At 61.4% G+C, this 21,780-nt stretch carries 22 protein-coding genes and 1 pseudogene; 16 read left to right on the forward strand and 7 right to left on the reverse strand.

The genetic code is table 11. The features are described from left to right. Positions 1 to 42: 42 nt before the first annotated feature. Positions 43 to 273 carry a hypothetical protein gene (locus BLT08_RS19960; RefSeq protein ID WP_090311548.1) on the reverse strand — a complete coding sequence of 77 codons (231 nt, stop codon included), beginning with the start codon at positions 271 to 273 and terminating at the stop codon, positions 43 to 45. A gap of 143 nt (positions 274 to 416) precedes the next feature. After that, entirely contained in the window at positions 417 to 1,784 is a 1,368-nt protein-coding gene (gene allB, locus BLT08_RS19965; RefSeq protein WP_090311549.1) for an allantoinase AllB, read from the reverse strand. Between the two features lie 243 nt (positions 1,785 to 2,027). On the opposite strand from allB, the gene BLT08_RS19970 reads away from it, so the two are divergent. The 4 genes from BLT08_RS19970 to BLT08_RS19985 all read left to right on the forward strand — a co-directional run bounded on the left by BLT08_RS19970 (position 2,028) and on the right by BLT08_RS19985 (position 7,021). Then, the gene (locus BLT08_RS19970) at positions 2,028 to 3,008 is read left to right on the forward strand and encodes an NAD-dependent epimerase/dehydratase family protein (RefSeq protein WP_090311551.1); all 981 of its coding nucleotides are present in this window, start codon (positions 2,028 to 2,030) and stop codon (positions 3,006 to 3,008) included. A 245-nt stretch (positions 3,009 to 3,253) separates the two neighbouring features. After that, positions 3,254 to 3,607 (forward strand): hypothetical protein, encoded by a 354-nt coding sequence (locus tag BLT08_RS19975; RefSeq protein ID WP_090311552.1) that lies wholly within the window; start codon positions 3,254 to 3,256, stop codon positions 3,605 to 3,607. A gap of 1,208 nt (positions 3,608 to 4,815) precedes the next feature. Then, entirely contained in the window at positions 4,816 to 5,322 is a 507-nt protein-coding gene (locus tag BLT08_RS19980) for a helix-turn-helix transcriptional regulator (protein ID WP_090311554.1), read from the forward strand. Between the two features lie 235 nt (positions 5,323 to 5,557). Further along, positions 5,558 to 7,021 carry a DUF7282 domain-containing protein gene (locus BLT08_RS19985; protein ID WP_090311555.1) on the forward strand — a complete coding sequence of 488 codons (1,464 nt, stop codon included), beginning with the start codon at positions 5,558 to 5,560 and terminating at the stop codon, positions 7,019 to 7,021. 177 nt (positions 7,022 to 7,198) lie between these two features. On the opposite strand, the gene BLT08_RS19990 is transcribed toward BLT08_RS19985, so the two are convergent. Continuing rightward, entirely contained in the window at positions 7,199 to 7,702 is a 504-nt protein-coding gene (locus tag BLT08_RS19990; RefSeq protein WP_090311557.1) for a DUF7344 domain-containing protein, read from the reverse strand. A gap of 368 nt (positions 7,703 to 8,070) precedes the next feature. Then, positions 8,071 to 8,232 (reverse strand): DUF7563 family protein, encoded by a 162-nt coding sequence (locus tag BLT08_RS23185; protein WP_175529395.1) that lies wholly within the window; start codon positions 8,230 to 8,232, stop codon positions 8,071 to 8,073. A 596-nt stretch (positions 8,233 to 8,828) separates the two neighbouring features. Here BLT08_RS23185 and BLT08_RS19995 point away from each other — a divergent pair. The 3 genes from BLT08_RS19995 (at position 8,829) to BLT08_RS20005 (ending at position 10,860) form a co-directional block, all read left to right on the forward strand. Then, positions 8,829 to 9,161: a winged helix-turn-helix domain-containing protein gene (locus tag BLT08_RS19995; RefSeq protein WP_090311559.1), complete on the forward strand. Its 333-nt coding sequence runs from the start codon at positions 8,829 to 8,831 to the stop codon at positions 9,159 to 9,161. Between the two features lie 227 nt (positions 9,162 to 9,388). After that, positions 9,389 to 9,664: a PadR family transcriptional regulator gene (locus BLT08_RS20000; RefSeq protein ID WP_006091066.1), complete on the forward strand. Its 276-nt coding sequence runs from the start codon at positions 9,389 to 9,391 to the stop codon at positions 9,662 to 9,664. A 212-nt stretch (positions 9,665 to 9,876) separates the two neighbouring features. Beyond that, positions 9,877 to 10,860, forward strand: a complete 984-nt coding sequence (locus BLT08_RS20005) for a DUF1616 domain-containing protein (RefSeq protein WP_090311561.1) — start codon at positions 9,877 to 9,879, stop codon at positions 10,858 to 10,860. Positions 10,861 to 11,370: 510 nt separating this feature from the next. Here the strand turns inward: BLT08_RS20005 and BLT08_RS20010 are convergent. Further along, positions 11,371 to 11,898: a DUF7344 domain-containing protein gene (locus BLT08_RS20010; RefSeq protein WP_090311562.1), complete on the reverse strand. Its 528-nt coding sequence runs from the start codon at positions 11,896 to 11,898 to the stop codon at positions 11,371 to 11,373. 418 nt (positions 11,899 to 12,316) lie between these two features. Here BLT08_RS20010 and BLT08_RS20015 point away from each other — a divergent pair, with 418 nt between their 5' ends. Genes BLT08_RS20015 through BLT08_RS20035 form a run of 5 tightly spaced genes read left to right on the forward strand, consistent with a single transcriptional unit; the run spans position 12,317 to position 17,699 of the window. Continuing rightward, positions 12,317 to 12,895, forward strand: a complete 579-nt coding sequence (locus tag BLT08_RS20015) for an acyltransferase (RefSeq protein ID WP_090311564.1) — start codon at positions 12,317 to 12,319, stop codon at positions 12,893 to 12,895. Next, positions 12,892 to 14,121, forward strand: coding sequence for a DegT/DnrJ/EryC1/StrS family aminotransferase (locus tag BLT08_RS20020; protein ID WP_090311566.1), 1,230 nt, complete (start codon positions 12,892 to 12,894; stop codon positions 14,119 to 14,121). The genes BLT08_RS20015 and BLT08_RS20020 overlap by 4 nt, the downstream gene beginning before the upstream one ends. After that, positions 14,118 to 15,107, forward strand: a complete 990-nt coding sequence (locus BLT08_RS20025; RefSeq protein WP_090311568.1) for a Gfo/Idh/MocA family protein — start codon at positions 14,118 to 14,120, stop codon at positions 15,105 to 15,107. Before BLT08_RS20020 ends, BLT08_RS20025 begins: the two co-directional genes overlap by 4 nt. Before the next feature lie 50 nt (positions 15,108 to 15,157). After that, positions 15,158 to 16,651, forward strand: a complete 1,494-nt coding sequence (locus BLT08_RS20030; protein WP_245724300.1) for a nucleotide sugar dehydrogenase — start codon at positions 15,158 to 15,160, stop codon at positions 16,649 to 16,651. Next, on the forward strand, positions 16,644 to 17,699 hold the full coding sequence (locus BLT08_RS20035) for a glycosyltransferase family 2 protein (protein ID WP_090311572.1): 1,056 nt from the start codon (positions 16,644 to 16,646) through the stop codon (positions 17,697 to 17,699). The genes BLT08_RS20030 and BLT08_RS20035 overlap by 8 nt, the downstream gene beginning before the upstream one ends. Positions 17,700 to 17,739: 40 nt before the next feature. Here the strand turns inward: BLT08_RS20035 and BLT08_RS20040 are convergent, their stop codons facing one another. Then, positions 17,740 to 17,943: a hypothetical protein gene (locus BLT08_RS20040; protein ID WP_090311573.1), complete on the reverse strand. Its 204-nt coding sequence runs from the start codon at positions 17,941 to 17,943 to the stop codon at positions 17,740 to 17,742. A gap of 190 nt (positions 17,944 to 18,133) precedes the next feature. Here BLT08_RS20040 and BLT08_RS20045 point away from each other — a divergent pair, with 190 nt between their 5' ends. The 3 genes and pseudogenes from BLT08_RS20045 to BLT08_RS20055 all read left to right on the forward strand — a co-directional run bounded on the left by BLT08_RS20045 (position 18,134) and on the right by BLT08_RS20055 (position 20,527). Then, positions 18,134 to 18,547, forward strand: a complete 414-nt coding sequence (locus tag BLT08_RS20045) for a hypothetical protein (RefSeq protein WP_090311575.1) — start codon at positions 18,134 to 18,136, stop codon at positions 18,545 to 18,547. Between the two features lie 113 nt (positions 18,548 to 18,660). Continuing rightward, positions 18,661 to 20,009 (forward strand): annotated as a pseudogene (locus BLT08_RS20050) (RNA-guided endonuclease InsQ/TnpB family protein). A 227-nt stretch (positions 20,010 to 20,236) separates the two neighbouring features. Beyond that, positions 20,237 to 20,527, forward strand: coding sequence for a hypothetical protein (locus BLT08_RS20055; protein WP_090311577.1), 291 nt, complete (start codon positions 20,237 to 20,239; stop codon positions 20,525 to 20,527). 41 nt (positions 20,528 to 20,568) lie between these two features. On the opposite strand, the gene BLT08_RS20060 is transcribed toward BLT08_RS20055, so the two are convergent. Then, positions 20,569 to 20,931 carry a thioredoxin family protein gene (locus BLT08_RS20060; protein WP_090311579.1) on the reverse strand — a complete coding sequence of 121 codons (363 nt, stop codon included), beginning with the start codon at positions 20,929 to 20,931 and terminating at the stop codon, positions 20,569 to 20,571. Positions 20,932 to 21,225: 294 nt separating this feature from the next. On the opposite strand from BLT08_RS20060, the gene BLT08_RS20070 reads away from it, so the two are divergent. Further along, positions 21,226 to 21,561 carry a DUF8106 domain-containing protein gene (locus BLT08_RS20070; RefSeq protein ID WP_090311582.1) on the forward strand — a complete coding sequence of 112 codons (336 nt, stop codon included), beginning with the start codon at positions 21,226 to 21,228 and terminating at the stop codon, positions 21,559 to 21,561. Positions 21,562 to 21,780: the final 219 nt, after the last annotated feature.

Below are 21,780 nucleotides of genomic sequence, written 5' to 3' on the forward strand. Positions count from 1 at the left end.
TCTAGGAACCATCAGTAGGGGTCGTCCGCACGACACCGTCGATCAGTCCGCCGGTTCGGGGTCGTCGATCGCGTCGTCGAGTCCGTGCATTTCCGCAGGACCGACGGTTTCGTCCGTACGGTCCTCGCGAATCTCACGACTGCCGGAGTCCTCCTGCTGGGATTCGACGACGGGTTCCGCGTCGCCGTCGGTCACGGAGAGGTAGACCGACCGAAGCTGTTCCGTCCTATCCACCTCACGGGATTCGTCCGTCTCGGAGTCGGCATCTGTCATCGTTCGTGATCCTCATCGATTCCGGTGGCACCAGGTGCGAATATAAATCCACCGTCGCTTTCAGAAAGTGAAAATCATCGACAAACGATATCGAGTAGGTGTTCGGCAGAACGATCGATCAAACGGGAACGAAGCCGTAGTTCTCAGTCGACGTCGACACGCGTTCCGTAACCCGATTCGCCGACCACGTCGCCGTCCTCGTAGACGACCTCGCCGCGGACGACCGTCGACACCACGTTTCCGGTGAACGACTCGCCCACGAACGGCGTGACGCAATTCTTCGAGTGGAGCTCGTTGCTATCCTCGAGCGTCCACTCCCGCTCGGGATCGACGATCGTAAAGTCGGCGTCGGTGCCGACCTGTAACGATCCCTTCTGGGGGTACATGCCCCAGACCTGGGCCGGTCGGGTCGAGTGCCGGCGGACCCACTCCTCGAGCGTGAGGCGACCCTGATCGACGAACGAGAGCATGACCGGAACTTCGGTCTCGAGGCCGACGAACCCCGAAATGGCCTCCCAGGTGTTGCCGAAGGGATCGTCGACTTTCTTCTCCTCCGGCGTGTGAGGTGCGTGATCGGTTGCGATACAGTCGATCGCACCGTCGTCGATCCCGACCTCCCAGAGTTTCTCGCGTTCCGCGGCGTTCCGAATGGGCGGCTGGATCCGCGCTGGATTCCCCTTCTCACGCATAACGTCCTCGGTGAACCAGAGGTAGTGGGGGGTCGTCTCGGCGGTCACGTCCACCCCGCGGTCTTTCCCGCGAGCGACGGCCTCGGCTGCCGAGCCGGAAGAGACGTGGTACATGTGGATCTTCGCGCCGGTCTCCTCGGCGAATGTGATCATCCGTTCGACGGCCTCGCGCTCGGCGATCACGGGTCGGGAGTGGGAGTGATCGATCGGTTCGTTCCGCCCTTCGGCCTGGAACTTTTCCGTGTAGTGGTCGATGATCTCCCCGTTTTCCTCGTGGAAGCCGAGGCGCTTGCCCGTCTCCCGAATCTTCTCCATGGCCTCGAGGATTTCACCGTCGTTCGGCGGCGGGACGTCCCCCACCGTCGAGCCGAGGAAAATCTTGTAGCCGAGCGCACCGGCATCGTCGATGGCCGGGATCAGATCGATATTTTCGCTCGTGACGACGACGTAGCTCTGGAAGTCGACGTGTGCAGAGGCCTCGCCGCGCTCGAACTTCAACTCGAGGTGCTCGGGACGGTCGATGACGGGGTCCGTGTTGGGCATCCCGACGACGGTCGTCACGCCGCCGGCGGCTGCCGCCCGCGTCGCGGACTCCCAGTCTTCCTTGTACTCGAGGCCGGGTTCGCGGTTGTGTATGTGGCAGTCGACGATCCCCGGCACGAGGACGTGTCCGTCGCCGTCGACGACGCGATCCGCGTCGGGCAGACGGTCGCTCCGACCGACGGCGACGATCTCACCGTCCTCGACGGCGACGCCCGAGTTCGGCGTCCGCCCGGCGGGAGTCACCACGGTACAGTTGCGTACGACGAGGTCGACGATCATTGCCGGGAGTTGCCGAGCGCGGCGCATATAGCTTCTGTTGGGCGATCAGATCGCGGCTTGTCTTCCCGAGTTTGCCAATCGCTCGAGTCGGCGCGACCGATCCGAATCGGTGGGGGGGCAGCGCTGCTCGCCTGTGGGACCGTTAAACGAGCCTGTCTTAGTGGTGAACTAGCCCGTGTAGGCACCGAATACGATGGGGTACGAGTGCTATACTAAACGGCGGGGAGATGGGACGGAAAGTAGATGGATTCGCCAGCGATTCGTGACAAGACGGTGCTCGTGACCGGTGGGGCGGGCTTCATCGGCAGTCACCTCGTCGAGGCCCTGGCCCCGCACAACGAGGTCCGGGTACTCGACAACTTCTCGTCGGGCGACCGGACGAACCTTCCCGAGGACGTAACGATCGTCGAGGGAGATATCCGCGATCCGATCGCCCTGCAGCAGGCGGCCCGCGGCGTCGACATCATCTTCCACCACGCCGCCGTCGTCAGCGTCTCCCAAAGCGTCGACGCCCCCCGCCAGAGCAACGAGACGAATCTCGACGCGAGTTTGCTCGTCTTAGAGCAAGCCCGCCAGGAGGACGCACGGGTAATCGTCGCCTCGAGTGCGGCGGTTTACGGCCATCCAGACGAACTCCCGGTTTCGGAGACGGCGTCGACCGAACCGTCGTCGCCGTACGGCATTCAAAAGCTCGCGCTCGATCAGTACACCCGACTCTACGAAGACCTGTACGGTCTCGAGACGGTGGCCCTGCGGTACTTCAACGCCTACGGACCACGCCAGCAGGGGCCCTACAGCGGCGTCATCTCGACGTTTCTCGAGCAGGCGCGTGCGGACGACCCGATCACGATCGAGGGCGACGGCGAGCAGACCCGCGATTTCGTTCACGTAAGCGATATCGTCCGGGCGAACCTCTACGCGGCGACCACCGACGACGTCGGCGAAGCGTACAACATCGGGACGGGGACCCGAATCTCGATCGAGGAGTTAGCCGAGACGATTCGAGACGCGACCGACTCGTCGTCGTCGATCGTCCATCGCGACCCTCGCCCTGGAGATATCAGACACAGCGGGGCGGACGTCACCAGGGCAAAACGCACGCTCGGGTTCGAGCCGCGAGTAGGCCTCGAGTGCGGGATTCAATCGCTCGTCGACGGAACGCGGCTCGCACCGGTCGACGACGACACCGAGACCCTCCTCGAGTCGGCGACGAACAGTCGCTAACAGCCGCGCGATCGTCCGTCCGATCGCACGACGGCTGTGTGAGGGGGGACGAAACTCGTTTTGGAGCGACGGGAAGGCCGACAGCCATCGGGATCCGATCCGTGACGGCGGAGCCACGGCCGATATCGTGTTGGGATCAAATAACCGATGAGTGTCTCGAAAACCGACTCCTGAGGCCGTACAACACGGCTTTCATGAGTGTAGGTGAAAGATAACTAACGGTATCCGCGGCCTCAAGAGGATGTATGATCGAAAGTCTCGTCGTATTCGTAGTGAGCCTACTCATCGGCGCTATCGGCATCTACGCCGGTGCAAAGGTGATCGTCGACTCCGAAGATTACACGTACGCACTCGTCACGGCCCTGTTAGGGGCGATCATCTGGGGCGTCGTCGGGTTCTTCTTCGGCTGGATCCCGCTGCTCGGACCGCTCCTGGTCTTCGTCGCCTACCTCGCGATCATCAACGCCCGATACCCGGGCGGTTGGGTCGATGCCGCCGCGATCACGATCGTCGCCTGGCTCTCCGTCCTGATCGTGCTCTACGTCCTCGCACTCGTCGGCGTAACCGGATTCGACGCCGTCGGTGTGCCGGGCGTCTAACGCGAGCGACGGCCAGCCACGTCACTGAGGAATCGGGCGCTCGACAACACTGTTCTCGCGGCTTCCGTGACGAGAGCACCGCGTGACGAACTCGGACCGGAGCGTCGCTTCGACTTCAGCCTCGATCCGGGAGTGGCTTCTCGCTCGAGTCGAACGGGACCGTCGTCACAGTCTGGACTGCAAACAGGGACGACGTATCGGTAGCAGCCACCACCCGGGATCGGTAGCAGCTATCACTCGGAGTTGGTAGCCGTCGAAGTGACCGAACAGTTCGCTCGTTCGCGAGCGACGAATTGCGGCCGAATGTCCCATCGGCCTCAGTGAATCAATACGGACACGCCGGCCAATGAACTGATATTCTGCCAGTGACGGGCCATCACGCTCACAGGTCACCGGACCGCGTGCTCACGATCGCTCGAGCACCCTCCTCATCTGCGTCTCCGGAGGGCATCGGCCCGTAACGCGACAGCAGAGAACGACTTCTGTCCTCGAACTCCCCCAGCAGTTCGACGGAACCGGCTCCAGAGATGGCGTGCGTCCAGTTGCCCCCACTCGAGGGAGCCGACGGACTGGCACTCGGCGACCGACGACGACGGTCACGACTGACGGTGGCAGCAACAGATTGATTCACAACAGCAACGACAGCCGCGGCCCACGTGCCACTGAGAGAATCGCTCTCTGCCGCCACGGCCGACTCGTTGGCAACGATAAATTGAACGGATTTCGAGAGACTCACGGAAGTATTTACTTACCGACTAAATCGAGCGGAATCCGAGCTAGTCGTTGCGAACGTCCGACCGAGTTTATTCGAACCCTCGGTCTACGTATCGTCGGAGCAACACCGAGTGATCGCCGTCGCGGCCACCAACTCCCACGGTGAATGCGGCGGCTTCGGTGGTGGAGAAGCACCAGTGAACACAACCGACGCAATCGGCACGGGGTTTCGAGCGAGCGGATCGTGTGGGGCGACGACTGTACAGCGCTGCTGTGCACGAACCCGAACTGTACGCGATCTAACTGTCGTCCGTCCACGACATCGCGACAGGAAACGAGCGCGCGCATCATCGACGGTGACTCGCTCGAGCGCACGATCTATCACCTCCCATGAGATACGATATCGTACGAATAAATGATTGATAAAAAACATTTTGAGGAGCGGTCACGACGGTATAGAGAAACGTGAGTCAAACCAGCCACACCCAGCCCACATGAGCATTCAGTTCCGAGCCTCCGTCGCGGCGGTCGCCGCTTTCAGTACGGTCAGCACCGCATCAGTCCCCACCGGCACGAGCGTCGAGACATTCATCCCACTTATCGTCTCCAGCCACGGCCAGCCGGCCCAGATCGGGTGGAGCCCACACCTCGCAGCGCTGGTCGGCATTCTGGCACTCGCGCTCCTCGGTGGCGTCCTCGCCGCCCGTAACCGATTTGACGAGCGGGATACGCTCGTCGCCGAGTCGGAGCCACGGAGCGAGGAGTTCCTGACCGACCGAGAGAGAGTCCAACAACTCGTCCGCGAGAACGGCGGTCGGATGAAGCAATCGAGAATCGTCGACTCCGTCGACTGGTCGAAAGCGAAGGTCAGTCGACTGCTCGCCGAACTCGAGGAGGAAGGCCGAGTCACGAAACTTCGTCTGGGGCGGGAGAACCTGGTCTGTCTCCCGGGTCACGAGCCGACGGCCTCACAGTCACCGGAGAAACCGAAAAGCGAGTGACGGCCACCGCTGGCAGCCGTCGCAAACGTATCAGCAATTATTGCTTTCGTGGTGCGAAGCACTGCCTGAAGCGAACCCTACCGGCCGTAGGATGCGATTTCCGGCCGCAATGGTTGTGGCGGTTTATGCGGGCTAATAGCCATTAGCCGGTGCCTTACGGCAGACAGACATGACTACACGCAATCAGCTACTCGTAGTACTCACCGCCTTGATGATGGTGTGCTCGAGCGGGGCGATGGTCGCGGGTGCGGCGCCGGCCGCGACCCTCGACGAGCACGACGAGGACGAGTACAACGATTCAGACGTGGGCGAGGACGGAGATGACACGGATCCCGACGACGCTGACGAGGAGGTGGATCCACCTGAGGACGCCGAGGCGACCGTGACGTTCACCGATCAGGAACTCGAAAACGACACGGTCGTCGTCGACGAGGTAACGGTCGATGACGGCGGCTTCGTCGTGATTCACGACAGCAGCCTGCTCGCGGGCAACGTCTTCGACAGCGTCATCGGCGTCTCCGAGCACCTCGACGAGGGGACACACGAGAACGTCGAAGTGACCCTCGACGAGCCGCTCGAAGAGGACGAGACGCTCATCGCGATGCCGCACTTCGACACGAACGACAACGAGGAGTACGACTTCGTAGAGACCGACGGCGCGGAAGACGGTCCGTACCTCACTGCTGACGACGAACCGGTGACCGACGAAGCCGTCGTCACCGTCGACGCGGAATCGGAGGAAACGCCCGAAGAAACCCCTGAAGCGGTCGAAGAAGAGCCAGTAGCGGAGGAGCCGGTTGACGAAGAGGTTGTAGATGTCGACGAGGAACCGGTTGAGGAGGAGCCAGCCGACGTGGCCCCTGACGATGCTGACGACGAGCCACCCGAAGAAGAGCCTGACGCAGTCGAAGAAGAACCAGTAGCGGAGGAGCCGGCTGACGAAGAGGTTGCAGACGGCGACGAGGAACCGGTTGACGAAGAGGTCGAAGACGCTGATGAGGAGCCTGTAGACGGTGACGAGGAGCCCGTAGAGAAGGAACCGGTGGAGGAAGAACCAGTTGAAGAGGAACCCGAACCGGTCGATGACGACACCATCGACGTTCTCATCGAAGAGGTGACGATCTTCGTGTTCTTCGATGAACTACCGCACGACAAGCCAGCCGACGGGCACCACGTCGACGTCGACGCGAACGATGTCGAGGTTGACGACGGTCTCGAGGGCGCTGCAATCGACGGCGACGCAGCCGAGACCGATGCGGCTGCCGGTGACGATACGGCTCGCGACGGTGCGAACGAGACGTACGATCTCGACGAACTCGGCTACACGTTCACCGATATCGAACTCAACGTCACTATCGAGACGGTGACGATCGTGCCGATCTACGATCACCACGGTGACGACCACCATCACGACGCCGACAGCGGTCACCACCACGCTGACGGCGAACACCACCACGACGCCGACAACGGAACGGACGGCGTCGAAGCGGATTCAGTTGACGACGCACACGATGCAGCCGACCACGACGAGTACGACGTCGTGATCGAACACGCGTCCGTCTTCGTGTTCGTCGGTGACCTCGGTGAGCTACCACACCACCCAATCGACGACGAATCGGCTGAGCATTCCGACGACTACGACGATGCTGCCGACGACGACGGTGCTGACACCCAGCCCGCTATCGCAAGCGCGCTCTAGGCACAGCTCGTCGAATCACCCCGTCGAATAGCCGCTTTTCTCGACGCTATCGAACCGCAGACCGAAACGCGTTCGCAAAAGTCACTCACCGACAGCAGCGTCACAAAACAGCCGATAAGACGATAGTGGCGTCACAAAACAGCCGATAGTGGCGTCACAAAACAGCCGATAGTGGCGTCACGCGAGCAGCCGATACAGGCTGCTCGCAGCAACGGCCAACAGCACGACGACGCTCGAGAGAACGGGATCGACGCTCGAAAGCAGCGGAATCCCGAGTCCGGCGAACGCGATCACGGCGAGGCCGAGGAGACAGACGGCGAAGTGAAACCGAAGCGCCGTCGACTCGGTCTCCCCGTGCCCGTCGATGTACTGCAGGACGTCGTCGAAGTTCGGACCCCGCTGGATCGTCTTCGCGTCGGAATCGTACTCGATAACGGCGTCCTCCTGGAGCTGTGGCAGATGCGTCTGCTGGAGGGAGACGTAGACGCTTTTGTACAGATTGTTCGGAACAGGTGTGGTGTCGGTTTCGTTGGCAGCAATCTCCGATGCGATGTCGGAGACGTCGACCTGTCCGGCCTCCTCGGCGAGGAGTTGGACGATAGCCCGCCGTCTGTCGTTCCCGAGGATGTGGAACACTTCACTTTCGGCGAGTGACTCGGAACGATTGGTCTGGACAGACATCGATCAGGAAGAGCGCATATTGTCGACGAGCAGTCCACCACCAGTTACCATACGCATCGTCGTTTCGCAGACCACTAACTTTAACTTTTGCAGACTAGATCCCACCTGACCTGCCGCTGACGCGGCCAGCACGACCAGAATAGCAGTAAGTTTGGGATACACAGGCGTCTCTCGACGTATCGACGAGGCGGTCGGCGGTGTCGCTGACGAGACCGTTTCGCCAGCGCGGTGCGGACGAACTGGCCGAGAACACGAATCAGTATCAGTTTCGGTCTGGGAAGGAATCGGTGGCGTTCGGTGGACGGTCGCTCGTACTCACCGAATCGGGGTGTCACGCGACGAAATCGGACCGCAAAATCGTGTCGCCCTCACTTACCCGGCAGATGGTTACCGGACTGCATCTCGCGATAGGTCGTACAGGCCGGACAGCCGTGGACGATATCTCCGTTGTCACCGAAGACGCGTGCGAACTGTTGGGTTACATGGGTGCCACAGTTGCGACATCGTGCGCCTGCGGTCGACGATTCCATGGGCTTCCAATCTTGTTGGGTGGATTTCATGGTTGGATGGGGGGGTACTCGGACGAGGCGAGTGGGCGTCGGTCACCGACGTCGATCGGTCGTCGAGACCGACCAGCGATGGCACAGACACCGGTACATCGCCGGAGTCGTCCGGGCATCACTTCTATCGAGGGGAGCAAACGTGGATAAAGGACGCCGACCGTTCACCCGACGCACGGCCGTGAGAACCGCGAAATACAGGGTTTCCGCCCTGTACCCTGCGATAACAGCGGTGTGTCACCGAATGACGACAGTTCGACAAGACGGTTTCCACACCGAGTTTAGATGGCTTGCCTTGCATTTGACGGGCAAACAGCGGATTGACCTATCCCATACCGTCCGAAAGCTCCCATTTCCAGATAGAAATTAGGAGTTTCGCTAAAGAATGATCTTGTTTCGAGATATAAGGTACATCGTTATAAAATACCACTATCGCTTACTCATCGTCGTGCTGGAACATACTGGTGCCCGTGATGGGGATGGACCGTACTCCCGGTCGGTCCGTCTCGATCCCCCGCTCGTGAGAGTGAACGGCTCCAACCCGCCACAACTGAGTGATTTCGACGATGTCAATGCAAGCGAGTAATACGCGATCCGAACCGACGCCAGAACCGTCCGCCCAACTCGACGTCCTCGGGGACGAGTGTGCGCGAACGATCCTCGTCGCAACGAGTGACGGACCGAAGACGGCGAAGGAACTGACCAACCGAACGGACAGCTCGTCGGCGACGGTGTACCGACGAATCAACAACCTCCTCGAGAGCGATCTCCTCTCGGAGTGCGTTCGGTTCGACGACGACGGCTCGCACACGACGGCGTACGAGGCGACGATCGAGACGCTGCAGGTCCAGATCGGTGGGGACGGGATCGACGTCTCGGTGTCGGAGATCGAAGACTGACGCGTTCCGAATCGCGGTAGTACTGATGCGATCCGGACTGAACTGACGAACCGGCGTCGGACGTGCAATCCGAATGAGCGACTCTATCGGTTCGAATAGTAGTGCTCGAGACTGTCTTGAGAACATTCACTTTAGTTCGTCGAACATGTCTTGAAAGGAGTTCTAACACTCCTGTATGATACGGATAACAAATATCTATTCAGTGGAATGGTCACTGTGATTGAACAATGCACGATCTGACCGGCTTCCAACGCGACCTCCTGTACGTGATCGCAGGTGCCGATCAGCCCTCAGGACAGACCGTCAAGGACGAAGTCGAGAAGTACTACAGTTCGGAGATCAATCACGGTCGCCTCTATCCGAACCTCGATACGCTCGTGAATAAGGAGTTGGTCGAGAAGGGACAGCTCGACAGGCGAACGAACTACTACGCGATTACGGACGACGGTCGAGAGCGAATCGACGAACGTCGCGAGTGGGAAGCACAGTACGTCGACTTCTAGAAGGACGATCGGGACGGATATCGTCGATCGGCAAACGGGTGTCGAGAGCGTGCGCAAGACAGACATTCCATCGATACCGAACGGGGCCGATTTCGCGGTAACCCGGGCATAACAAAGCAATAGAGAGTCCTTTGAGACAACGATTCGAGAATGATATTCGTGTCGGCTCGAGCCAGGCGAATGACTGACCAGCAACGTCCAGTGGTCGATCGATGAGCCACGAAACGAGTACACAGACGGGATTCGGTGTCGTCCGGGAGTATCCGGTAGATCTCGCGGTCGTCTCAGTCGCCGCAGTACTAGCGTACGGGGTCGCCACGTGGTTTCCGGAGGGAAGCGTCCTCAGACTGTTCGTGACGTTCCCACTCGCGTTGTTCCTTCCGGGATACGCGCTCATCTCGGTGCTCTTTCCGGCGGGAGATCGTAGCGCGCGGAAAACGACATCGGCGTCCATCGAAACGCGGCCTCGCGGAATCGACGTCGTCGAACGACTCGGACTGTCGTTGGCGGTGTCGCTCGCGATCGTTCCCGCGCTCGTGATCGCGCTGCCGTTTACGCAGTGGGGTCTCGCAACCGGGTCGATCGCGGCCGCACTCGTGGTCGCCACCGTCGTTCTGGCACAGCTCGGCGCCGTTCGTCGGCTCCGAACACCGAAGCCGGAGCGATTCATCGTCTCCCCGCTCGCGTCGGTCTCGAGACTTCGGCGGGACGAAAACGCCGTCGCGACGGTCTCGTCCGTGTTGCTCGTCCTCGCGATCGGGTTGGCAGTGGGGGCCCTTCTCATCGGGTTTCTTGCCCCAGTCTCGACGGGTGGGTTCAGCGAACTGGCACTGTACAGCGAGGATGACAACGGCGACCTGGTCGCCGGGGGAATCGACGGCGAGATCGAGCCGGGCGAGTCGGTTCCGGTGACCGTCTCGATCGACAACCAGGAGGGCGAGGAGACCGACTACACGGTCGTCGTCCAGGAGCAGGTGATCGAGGACGGTGAGGTCGTCGAACGGACCGAACTCGACGAGCTCGAGACGACGCTCGACGACGGGACGACCGGGACCGGCGAGTTGGAGATTACGCCGACGGCGAGCGAGGGAGAGACGGTCCGTATCAGCGTCCTCATGTACGAGGGTGACGCGCCCGACGAACCGACGAACGACAACGCCGACGAGGACACCTTCTTCTGGGTGACGGTCGAGTAACGTTCGCCGCCGCCTTCGGGCCACCGCTCTTCGAGACGAAGCCGAGCCGTACCGACAGTAGACAGTTGCTACCAGGCGGAGCGGGTGGACAGTCGTCGCAAGCCGAAACAGCGGCGTAGTTGTCCCGATTCGACACAGCAACGAAATCTCGCGACCCGAGCCACCAATTGTATTGTCGAGGACACGGCAACGGGAGCGGCAGTTCCCGTCCGCATCGCTCCGTCGACAGCCGACTCGAGACACCCATACTACTCGCGCATCAACTCGGAAACGAGATCGACGCTCGTGCAACTGATGCGTCGCGTTCGCCCCCACGCGCACAGTCATCAACGCTATCGACCGAAAGTTGTCTTGTCCGACAGTTTCGGTTCGGTGAGAGCGGCCGCTCCGAACCACGAACGGAGATGGTTACAAGACAGCTGAGTCGGTGATGCAACCGGTTTCGAGCCGGAGATACCGCTCTCGATGAGCGAAACGTTCGGTCGACCCAGAGCGAGACGGCACGCTCGGTTACAGCGCCAGTTGAAGGTCGAATTCGGGACGCCGCGAGACGTGTTGGGCGACCGAAACCGCGAGAACGAGCAGACACAGGGCCAGTGCGATCGCCGGTGCGACGGTCGCCGTCAGGGGACCGATCGAGAGCCACGACAACGCGACCCCGATCACGCCCAGCGCCGTGACCGACGCGTAAAGCCGATGCCAGGGGCGCTGATTCTCGAGTCGATGATCGAGGTAGGGTTCGAAGACATCGTCGCCCGGAAGGAGATCGATGGCGTGATCGTCCGGATCCCAGTCGACGATGCCGTGCTCCTCGAGCATCGGCAGATGGGTCTGGTACAGGGAGATGTAGACGCGCCGTCGCTGCGTGCGCGTGACATCGTCCGAATCGATACCGTTCTCCCAGGCGGCAACCTGCTCGACCAGCGGAGCGAGATCGCAGCTCCCTCCGTGTCGCTTGAGATACTGGACGGCGCGGCGTCGCCGGGCGTTACTAAAGACGTCGAACAGTTCTGCTTGCGTCAGTTCGTGTTTAGACATAAGCGTCCTCGCGTTCCCGAAGTGGCTCCCGTTCCCGTGCCACGGGTATGTTCGGATACCTCACGACAACGAATGCCAGACTGTGGCACTTTACTATCACTCGACTACCCTGGCGAAAGGTATCTGTACCAGTCGGTTGCCATGACCGACATATAATCCAATATTTCCTCACGAATACGGACCCGGAGCGATCGATCAGTGGAGTGAACGGCTGGTTCTCCACAATTCGGGGATACCTCGGTTCGCCGAGAGTATAGCTCCTGACTACACGTCTCGCAGGCCGGGGATAACAAAGCCGTGTTACCGGCTGTATCTGGATGATTGCCCACACGGGTATCGAGGTATCAATGATATATCAACGACGACACGCAAGATTTCGACGACACGTAGCGGGTTTCAGTTCGGGAGGTGAGCCACGGTGAGCCGGTTCGTCTGTGGAGACGACTGTACGGTCGACGACGACGTGACGGTCGGCCACGGCGAGTTCGATGCGCCGACCCGAGTCGGCGACGGCGCGACGATCAGAGCCGGATCGATCGTCTACGGGGACGTCACGATCGGTGACGAGTTCACCACGGGCCACGATGTACTCGTCAGGGAAGGAACGACGATCGGCGACGACGTCCTCGTCGGCACCAAGACGGTCATCGACGGCCAAACGACGATCGGCTCGCACGTCAGTCTGCAGACGAACGTCTACATCCCGACCGAAACGACGATCGGGGACAACGTCTTCATCGGACCGAGCGCCGCACTGACCAACGACGAGTACCCGATCAGGACTGACGACGGGCTCGAGGGACCGACCATCGAAGACGGCGCGTCGATCGGTGCGAACGCGACGCTGCTACCCGGCGTCACGATCGGAGAGAACGCCTTCGTCGCGGCCGGATCGGTCGTCACCGACGACGTCCCGCCCGATACGCTCGCCGTCGGCACACCGGCGTCGATTCGAGAACTACCGAAACCGCTCGAGGGGGCGAATCAGATCGCATGACCGAGCCAGAAACCGATTCCGAGAGAGACATCGACGCCGAGACGGACGGCGGCGTCGCCGAATCCGACACCTCGGAAACCGATCCGGCCAAGAACGGAGCGGCCGACGGTGAAGCGGGCGGCTCCGTCTCGATCGCTGCTCCCGACATCGGTTCGGACGCCATCGATCGAGTCGAGTCGGTCCTTGAGAGCGGGATGCTCGCCGACGGTCCCGAAGTGCGAGCCTTCGAAGACGAATTCGCCGCCTACTGCGGCGCCGAGCGGGCCGTCGCGACGTCGAACGGCACCACCGCTCTCCACGCCGCACTCGAGGCGCTCGGTCTCGAGGACGGCGAGGGCGTTATCACGTCCCCGTTCTCGTTCGTCGCGAGCGCGAACGCGATCAGACTCGCGGGCGGAACCCCCGTTTTCGCCGACATCGATCCCGAGACGTACACGCTCGATCCGAGCGCCGTCGAACGGGTGCTCACAGAGCGCGACGACGTCGTCGGCATCATGCCGGTCCACCTCTACGGACTGGCAGCCGATATGAAAGCGATCGGTGATCTCGCGGACGAACACGACCTCTTCGTCCTCGAAGACGCCTGTCAGGCACACGGCGCGGAGATCGACGGCGACCGCGCCGGCACCCTCGGCGACGCGGCCTGCTTCTCGTTCTATCCGACGAAGAACATGACGACCGGCGAAGGTGGGATCATCACCACCGATCGAAACGACGTCGCCGACCGAGCCGCGGGCTACGTCAATCACGGTCGAGACGTCGGTGACGATGCAAGCTACGAACACATTGAGCTGGGCCACAACCACCGAATGACGAGTATGGCCGGCGCGGTCGGCCGCGCCCAACTCGAGCGACTACCCGAGTTCAACCGCCAACGTCGTGAGAACGCAGCCTACTACGACGAGCAGTTGGCGGAGCTACCGATCGAGACGCCGACGGCTCCCGAAGGGTACCGTCACGTCTACCACCAGTATACGATTCGGACGGAGGATCGGGAGTCCCTCGCAGCAACGCTCGACGAACACGGCGTCGACACCGCCGTCTACTACGACACGCCGATTCACCGTCAGCCGGCCTACGAGACAGTGAGTACGGCTGCAGAAACGTTGCCAAACGCAGAACGGGCGGCCGAGACGGTCCTCTCACTTCCCGTCCATCCGTCACTGTCGGAGCGCGATCGGCGAACCGTCGTCGACGCGGTACAGGACCACTTCCACCCCCAATGAGTCGAACACCCTCCTCACGACCGATTCGAGCCGGCGTCATCGGCGTCGGTTCCATGGGCGAAAACCACGCGCGCGTGTATAGCGAACTACAAAACGTCGATCTCGCCTGCATCACCGATCACGACGAAGCGATCGCACAGCGAGTCGCGGACGAGTACGGCACCGAGGCCGTCGACTTCGAAACCGTCCTCGATCGCTGTGACGTCGTGACGGTCGCCGTCCCGACGCAAGCCCACTACGACGTCGTCTCGGACTGTCTGGCGGCGGGCCTCCACGTCCTCGTCGAAAAGCCGATCGCCGAAACGACCGAGCAAGGGCGAGCGCTGGCGGAACAGGCGGACAGAGAAGGGCTCGTCCTTCAGGTCGGGCACATCGAACGGTTCAACCCGGCCGTCCAGACGGTAACCGACCTGATCGACGACCTGGACGTCATCAGCCTCGAGGCCGAACGCCTCGGTCCGCCGCTGGATCGAGACGCCCTCGGGAACGTCGTCTCGGATCTGATGGTCCACGACATCGACGTCGTCGGCTCCGTGCTCGACGCGAAGCCGGACACGATGACCGCAATGAGTGCCGAAAACGGCCAGTACGCCACAGCAACGATGCAGTACGACGACGTCGTCGCCTCGCTGACCGCGAGTCGGGTGACCCAGAAGAAGGTTCGGAAACTCACCGTGACCGCTCGCGAGTGTCTGGTCGAAGTCGACTACCTCGAGCAGTCCGTGCTGATCCACCGGAACTCCTATCCGGAGTACGTCGTGGACGACGGCAAGCGCCGGTACCGCCACGAGAGCGTCATCGAACGTCCGCGAGTCGACAACGGCGAACCCCTGCGCCACGAACTCGAGGCGTTCATCGACGCCGTTCGGACCGGCTCCGAACCGGTCGTCACCGCCGAAGACGGGATCGCGGCCCTCGAGACGGTCCAGACGATCGAAGCACTCGTCGAGGAGGACGTCAAGAAAACGGAGGTGCAAGTCCGGTGAACCGAGAGACAGCTGGTGAGCCGGGGTCCGACGACGGCGCTGAAACCGATATCGACCCGAACGGCGGTCTCTACGACTCGAGCGACTCCCCGGATCGGCAGCGGGAACTGCTCACGTCGGGCGAGCTCCCGGTCGCAGTCTACGGCCTCGGGAAGATGGGACTCCCGCTCGCGGGCGTCTACGCGGAGACGACGGGCAACGTCACGGGCGTCGACATCGATCCCGACGTCGTCGAGACGATCAACGGCGGCGAGAGCCACGTCGTCGGCGAGCCGGGACTCGACGATCTCGTCGCCGAGCAGGTCGAAACCGATCGATTCGAGGCGACGACCGACGGCGCCGAAGCGGCCGCGAACGCCCGGATCCACGTCATCATCGTCCCGACGCTGCTGGACGAGAACGACGAACCGAACCTGACGACGGTCGAGTCGGTAGTCGATGACATCGCGGCCGGTCTCGAGCCCGGCGACCTGGTCATCGCCGAGTCGACACTGCCGCCGACGAGCTGCCGAGACGTAATCCAGCCACACCTCGAACAGGAAAGCGGACTCGCGGCCGACGAGTTCGGCCTCGCGTTCTGTCCGGAGCGGACCTCCTCCGGGACGGCGCTGCGTGACATCCGCGGCCAGTACCCGAAGGTCGTCGGCGGCATCGACGACGAAAGTACGCGAGCCGCCGCGGTCGTCTACGACGAGCTTTCGGACAACGACGTCCATCCCGTCTCGGACGCGACGACTGCGGAGGCTGTCAAGGTGTTCGAGGGCGTCTACCGCGACGTCAACATCGGGCTGGCCAACGAACTGGGGCGGCTGGCCGACGAACTCGGCATTTCGGTCCGCGAAGCGATCGAGACGGCCAACGATCTGCCGATGTGTCAGCTCCACGACCCGGGACCGGGCGTCGGGGGTCACTGCATCCCTTACTACCCACATTTCCTGCTCTCGCAAAACGAGGAACCGATGGATCTCACGCGGACCGCCCGACGGATCAACGACGAGATGCCGACGGTCGTCGTGGAGCGACTCGAGCACGAACTGTCGAACACCGGTACCGATCTCGCGGACGCCGCCGTGGTCGTCCTCGGCATCACGTACCGGCCAGGCGTCGAGGAGACTCGCGCCTCACCCGCGATCGGCGTCATCGACGAGTTAGCCGATCGCGGCGCGAACGTCGCCGGCGTCGACCCGCTCGTCGATCCCGAGGAGTACGGCGCTCGAGCGGTCAGTATCGACGACCTCGTAGACGAGTCCTTCGACGCGGCCGTGATCGTCACCCCCCACCAGGAGTTCGACGAGATTCCGTGGGCCGATCTCGAGCCGATGGTCGTCGTCGACGGCCGAGACGCGGTCGACCTCTCGGAGACGCACCACCGAGCGTACACACTCGGCGGTGCAGCGAGCGGCCGACCGCCGACGGACGCAGATGGAAGCGACGCGGTGTCGACGGACGGACAGTCGGTGACCGCGGACGGCGGCACGATCGAACGAGCGAGCGGTTCGGACGCGGTCGACGGCACGACAACCGACGGAGGAGACGATGTATAAGGGCAACCGAATCGGCGTCGTCGTCACGGCCTACGATGAGGAGGCGTTCGTCGGAACCGTCATCGAGACGGTTCCCGACTTCGTCGACCGAATCTACGCCGTCGACGACGCGTCACCCGACGATAGCTGGGCGGTGATCCAGCAGGTCGCATCGCAAGTCAACGAGACCGCCGAACCCAGACCCGAACTCGCGGTCACCGACGGCGGCGAGGGACGACGCGTCGTCCCGATCCAGCACGAGGAGAACCGGGGCTACGGCGCGTCGGTCAAGACGGGGTACAGACACGCCGTCGAAGACGAGATGGACGTCGTCGCCGTACTGAACGGCGACGGGCAGATGGACCCCGATATCCTCCATCGAATCATCGATCCCGTCGTCGAAGGCGAAGCCGACTACGCGAAGGGGAATCGCCTCCTCGATCCCGAGGATCGACAGGATATGTCGACGTTCAGATTCGTCGGCAACGCCATGCTCACCGGGCTCTCGAAGTTCGCCTCGGGCTACTGGGCGATCAGCGACCCGCAGAACGGCTACACGGCGATTTCGCGCGAGACGATCGAAGAACTCGATCTCGACTCGGTTACGGACGAGTACGGCTTCCTCAACCACCTCCTCACCCACCTCAACGTCAACGAACAGCGCGTTGCAGATGTGCCGATGACGGCGGTCTACGGCGAGGAAGAGAGCAGCATTCGATATGTCCCGTTCATTCGGTTCGTATCATTGCTGTTGCTCCGGAGTTTTATCTGGCGGCTGAAAACGCGGTTCGTCGTCCAGGAGTTCCACCCGAGCGTCGTCTTCTACGGCGCCGGCTCCGCCGGACTGGCCGGTGGCACCGTCGGTATCGCCGGCTCGTTCTTCCGAACCCTTCGCGGAAAGGACGGCTTCACCAGTGCGATGGCGTCGTTCGCGACGCTGCTGGTCGGCGTCGTCGCACTCGGCATCGGCATCTGGCTCGACGCGGACGAGGACGAAGATCTCGAGGTGACCGGCTACGAGTACAGTACCGAACGGAGCAGTAGCGAGCAGCTACCGGATCGCCGCTAGTCAACGGCTTTCAGGCCAAGAGGACAGTTTCAGCTGAGACTTATATCGAATAGCGGACGATATCTTCGGACTCACACGCCGGGCAGCACGTCGTCTCTTCCGAGACGTTCGTTCCGCAGTTTCGACACTCGTGGACGACCGTCGTCGACTCCTCGGGCTCGCCGGAGTTCTGTGTCGTCGCGGGTGATTCGGTGCTCGGTTCCGAGTCGGCAAAGAGGCCGGAGAGGAGACGAGAAAGACTCATAGAATGGGCTTATCGATTGTTCAATCGATCTCGGTATAAGTGTTTCGTGATCGAGTATTCGAGCCGGCTCCTCGAGCGAGCGTCCGGCCAAAGTGCTGACAAAGAGTGTATCGAGAGGATATATTTCACGACAACTAACCGTTGGTTCAGTGAGAAGGCTTATACTGTCATACTCGGCTTCATCCAGTATATGGGACGCACGAACGCGACGGTCGATTCCGAGACTGAATCCGACGAGCAGGCCGCTGCAGTCGATCGAGCCGTCTCACCGACGCTCGCGGGAACGCCGATGGCGACGATCGCAGCGACGCGACCGACCCGGGCCGAGAACGTCGAATCCCGCATCAACACGCTGACGATCATCGGCCGCGACACCCCCTCGAGTTTCGAGATCACCGTCGACGGCGAGATCGAACTGCTCACGGACGACAGTGACACAAACGCCACCGTCGTCTCGGGATCAACCGTCGAAGGCACGATCGAGAACGGAACCATCAGATTCCAGTTCACCGGCGATCTCACCGACGTGACCTTCGTCGATCGCGAGATCACGGGTCTGTCACCCGCTGCTGCCCCGAACGTCCACGTGGATTACCAGAATTGAGGCGAGAATGCCCCTTCCTCAAGGAGCGACCAATGGGAGCGAGTAGGGAGGGGATGAATCGCCGTACGAGATACAAACCATTAAATGAATATATTTTGAACCAATAGATAGCGATGGAGTACAGTCACCGCTACCCCGCATACCCGACACAACAGGTAGCGGAGCAACTGGAATACCATATCGACGTTCATCGCCAAGCGTACAACTACACTCTGTACGAGTACGAAAACGTGGATAGCGACGATATCGGCTCTGCGTACAAACACCACTCCCGACTTCCCGGCTGGAAAGACGAGTTTCCCGTTTTCTCGGCGGTTAATTCGAAGGCTCTGCAACGAACCATCACGCGATTCTACCAGAACCTCAACGGCCTCTCCGAGCAGAAACAGAACGGGCGCAAGGTCGGAAAACTCAGGTGGAAGTCACCGAGGGAGTTCCAGAGTATGACGTATTCGCAGTCCGGTCATCAGACTACGTCTGATGGGCAATCAGAAATCTTCGATTTCTGATGACGGTTTCAAACTCAAAAACACGAGTGGCCGACACGCGACACTCTGGCTCTCCAAAATCGGCGACATCCCGATCCGCGATCACCGCGAAATACCCGACAAGGCGGCCATCAAGGAAGTCACGGTCAAAAAGGAGACGACCGGCGACTGGTTCGTCTCCTTCGGGCTGGAAACTGATGACGCCGACTTGCCCGAGAAACCTAACGTGGACTCACTAGACGCGACCAACAGCGTCGGGATTGACCTCGGCATCCTGAACTACATCCACACTTCTGATGGCAAGACCGTAGATTGGCTCGACCTCGAAGACGAGTACGAACGACTCCGCCGCGAGCAACGCAAACTCTCACGGAAGGAGCAACGCTCGAACAACTATGAGAAACAACGCCAGAAGGTTGCGAAGGTTAAGCGCCACATCCGACGGAAGGTGCTGGACTACCAGCACAAACTCACGACGTGGCTCGTCAAAGAGTACGACGCGGTATTCGTCGAGGACTTGAACGTGAAGGGGATGCTCGAACAGTCGCATAACGCTCGGAACAAGCAGGATGCGGCGTGGCGACAGTTCATCACCCTCCTCGAATACAAAGCCAACCTGTATGGCACGCACGTCGTTCAGGTCGAAGCACGAGGAACGACGAAAGAGTGCGCGTCGTGTGGCGTGGAGACGGCGAAACCCATCTGGGTTAGGGAACACTCCTGTCCCTCGTGCGGGTTCGAGTGTGACCGTGACGCGAATGCCGCGATGAACGTCTTGCAACGCGGTTTTTCTGAATTAGGGCTGGGATGGCCCGAAGACAAGCCTGTGAAGACTGCGCTCCCTACGGACACCACCTCGGTGTCTGCAAAGCGCGTTTGTCGAGGGAACCTCGACAGGCTGTCAGACGTAGTCTGACAACGTCGTGGAAACAGGAAGCCCCACCCTCAAGGAAGCCGCGTCAGCGGCTGAGTAGGGTGGGGTAGTTCACTCCGCCCCGAAACAGTCACGACCCTGAGTCGAGACAACTCCGGTCGGCCGCGGAAACGTACGATAACGCCTCCAGTGTCACGTACGACACCGCCGGCAGCAAGTAGATGCGATCACGATCGGCAGGGACCGCTCGAGCAGTCGATCCAACAGGATCATGTAGCACGACGACCTTCTGTCGCACAACGCCACCCTGGTGAACGGAGAGACAGTATGGACAACACGAATCCCGACGAGTACGAGTGGGACGTCCCCGCCGAGTGGATGACCCCCGTCGACGACGATATCCTCGAGTTGATGACCGAGAACCACATCTTCGACCCAGACCACATCGAAGAAGAGGACGTCTGTCGCGCTCCGGACGCCGCCTATCGCTGTCGAGAGCTCGCAAAACGTGGACTTTTGAAGAAGCAAGCGATCGGCATGTACGACATTACGGAGCTGGGTGAACAGTATCTCGCGGGCGAGATCGATCCGACCGAGCTCGAGGCCGACGACGAGTAACGATCCGTCGGCGACGAACGCTCACGCACCCAATTCGAGTATCACGTATCGGCTGCCTCGATGTCGACGGCGCCTGGAACGGTCGCCTCGAGGAACGTGACGACGGCGTCCGCACCGACGAACCCTTCGGCCAGCCGTCCGACTTCCCGTCCGTTCTCGAAACACAGCAACGTCGGCACCGAGTCGATCTCGAACCGGTCGACCAGGGAGAGATCGTCGCCGGGATTCACCAACCCGACGGGAATCCCGGTCGCTCGAGCGACGTTTCCTAACACCGGCTCCATCGCCTGGCACTTCGAACAGCCGCTGGTGTAGCACTCCACGAGCGCGACGGTACGGTCTTCGAGAAACGCGTCGAGATCGGCACCGTCCTCGAGCCGGGTCGGTCTGAGTGTCTCGTCCATACCCCTCGTAGCCCCCGAAGCCTAAAACCGATACTGTTGGCACACCGAGGGGAGATCGCCTGCAGTGAACGACCTCTCGGGACACCACTCGAGTGAACTCACCTGAACCGTCAGGCTGATCGGCCAGTTCGAACGGTCCGTAACCGAGTCGCCAAACGATGGACAAACGCCCCATCGAAGCCGCTTCTCAGTCGAATCGGGAGCGTCGTTTCTGCCGTAATCGTTCGTATATTCGACCGGACCACCCACAAGCATAGCGGGTGGCTTTATATCCCGGGACGGTAGGGAGGCGCGATGACTCGATCCGTAACTACCCACGACGAGCGGACGCAAGTCCCCCAAAAGTCCACCCTCTTCTGCTGGGGCTGTGATCACGCGAGCCCGATCGACGGCGACTGGGTCCGCTGGACGCGGGATCGCCACGAGGAGTACGTCTGCCCCGTTTGCGAGACGACGATCGCAAAACGTCCACTCCCCGACGACGTCACGCGCGATCACCGACCGCCACGGCCGTCGGTCACGTGGCGCCGAGCAGTTCGAGCCACGATGCGGGTTTGGCGCGCGAGCGTCGATATCAGCGTCTCGAGCGTCGCAGCGATGCCCCCCTATCCGATCGGAAACGGTCGGTAAGACGCCGTCCGTCGTCACCGACCGACCACCTCGAGAGCGAGTGACCCCAGCGGCGATGCTGCTCTCCCACCGGACCCGATCACCCGGTCTCGAGCGGTGACGCGTACAACCATCCATTTTTCCTACAGTTTTCCTGTCGTTGTCAGCCACACACCCTCATACGACCTATATTAATCACCATTCGTCCACTCATTATACTCCATAGAGATATTCGCCCAC

Origin of the sequence: Natronorubrum texcoconense (assembly GCF_900100335.1) — an archaeon.
GTDB classification, from domain to species: Archaea; Halobacteriota; Halobacteria; order Halobacteriales; family Natrialbaceae; genus Natronorubrum; species Natronorubrum texcoconense.

Coding starts and splice junctions, on each gene's coding strand:
- BLT08_RS19960 (WP_090311548.1), bottom strand. CDS start 273: ATGACAGATGCCGACTCCGAGACGGACGAATCCCGTGAGGTGGATAGG.
- allB (WP_090311549.1), bottom strand. CDS start 1,784: ATGATCGTCGACCTCGTCGTACGCAACTGTACCGTGGTGACTCCCGCC.
- BLT08_RS19970 (WP_090311551.1), top strand. CDS start 2,028: ATGGATTCGCCAGCGATTCGTGACAAGACGGTGCTCGTGACCGGTGGG.
- BLT08_RS19975 (WP_090311552.1), top strand. CDS start 3,254: ATGATCGAAAGTCTCGTCGTATTCGTAGTGAGCCTACTCATCGGCGCT.
- BLT08_RS19980 (WP_090311554.1), top strand. CDS start 4,816: ATGAGCATTCAGTTCCGAGCCTCCGTCGCGGCGGTCGCCGCTTTCAGT.
- BLT08_RS19985 (WP_090311555.1), top strand. CDS start 5,558: ATGGTCGCGGGTGCGGCGCCGGCCGCGACCCTCGACGAGCACGACGAG.
- BLT08_RS19990 (WP_090311557.1), bottom strand. CDS start 7,702: ATGTCTGTCCAGACCAATCGTTCCGAGTCACTCGCCGAAAGTGAAGTG.
- BLT08_RS23185 (WP_175529395.1), bottom strand. CDS start 8,232: ATGGAATCGTCGACCGCAGGCGCACGATGTCGCAACTGTGGCACCCAT.
- BLT08_RS19995 (WP_090311559.1), top strand. CDS start 8,829: ATGTCAATGCAAGCGAGTAATACGCGATCCGAACCGACGCCAGAACCG.
- BLT08_RS20000 (WP_006091066.1), top strand. CDS start 9,389: ATGCACGATCTGACCGGCTTCCAACGCGACCTCCTGTACGTGATCGCA.
- BLT08_RS20005 (WP_090311561.1), top strand. CDS start 9,877: ATGAGCCACGAAACGAGTACACAGACGGGATTCGGTGTCGTCCGGGAG.
- BLT08_RS20010 (WP_090311562.1), bottom strand. CDS start 11,898: ATGTCTAAACACGAACTGACGCAAGCAGAACTGTTCGACGTCTTTAGT.
- BLT08_RS20020 (WP_090311566.1), top strand. CDS start 12,892: ATGACCGAGCCAGAAACCGATTCCGAGAGAGACATCGACGCCGAGACG.
- BLT08_RS20025 (WP_090311568.1), top strand. CDS start 14,118: ATGAGTCGAACACCCTCCTCACGACCGATTCGAGCCGGCGTCATCGGC.
- BLT08_RS20035 (WP_090311572.1), top strand. CDS start 16,644: ATGTATAAGGGCAACCGAATCGGCGTCGTCGTCACGGCCTACGATGAG.
- BLT08_RS20040 (WP_090311573.1), bottom strand. CDS start 17,943: ATGAGTCTTTCTCGTCTCCTCTCCGGCCTCTTTGCCGACTCGGAACCG.
- BLT08_RS20045 (WP_090311575.1), top strand. CDS start 18,134: ATGGGACGCACGAACGCGACGGTCGATTCCGAGACTGAATCCGACGAG.
- BLT08_RS20055 (WP_090311577.1), top strand. CDS start 20,237: ATGGACAACACGAATCCCGACGAGTACGAGTGGGACGTCCCCGCCGAG.
- BLT08_RS20060 (WP_090311579.1), bottom strand. CDS start 20,931: ATGGACGAGACACTCAGACCGACCCGGCTCGAGGACGGTGCCGATCTC.
- BLT08_RS20070 (WP_090311582.1), top strand. CDS start 21,226: ATGACTCGATCCGTAACTACCCACGACGAGCGGACGCAAGTCCCCCAA.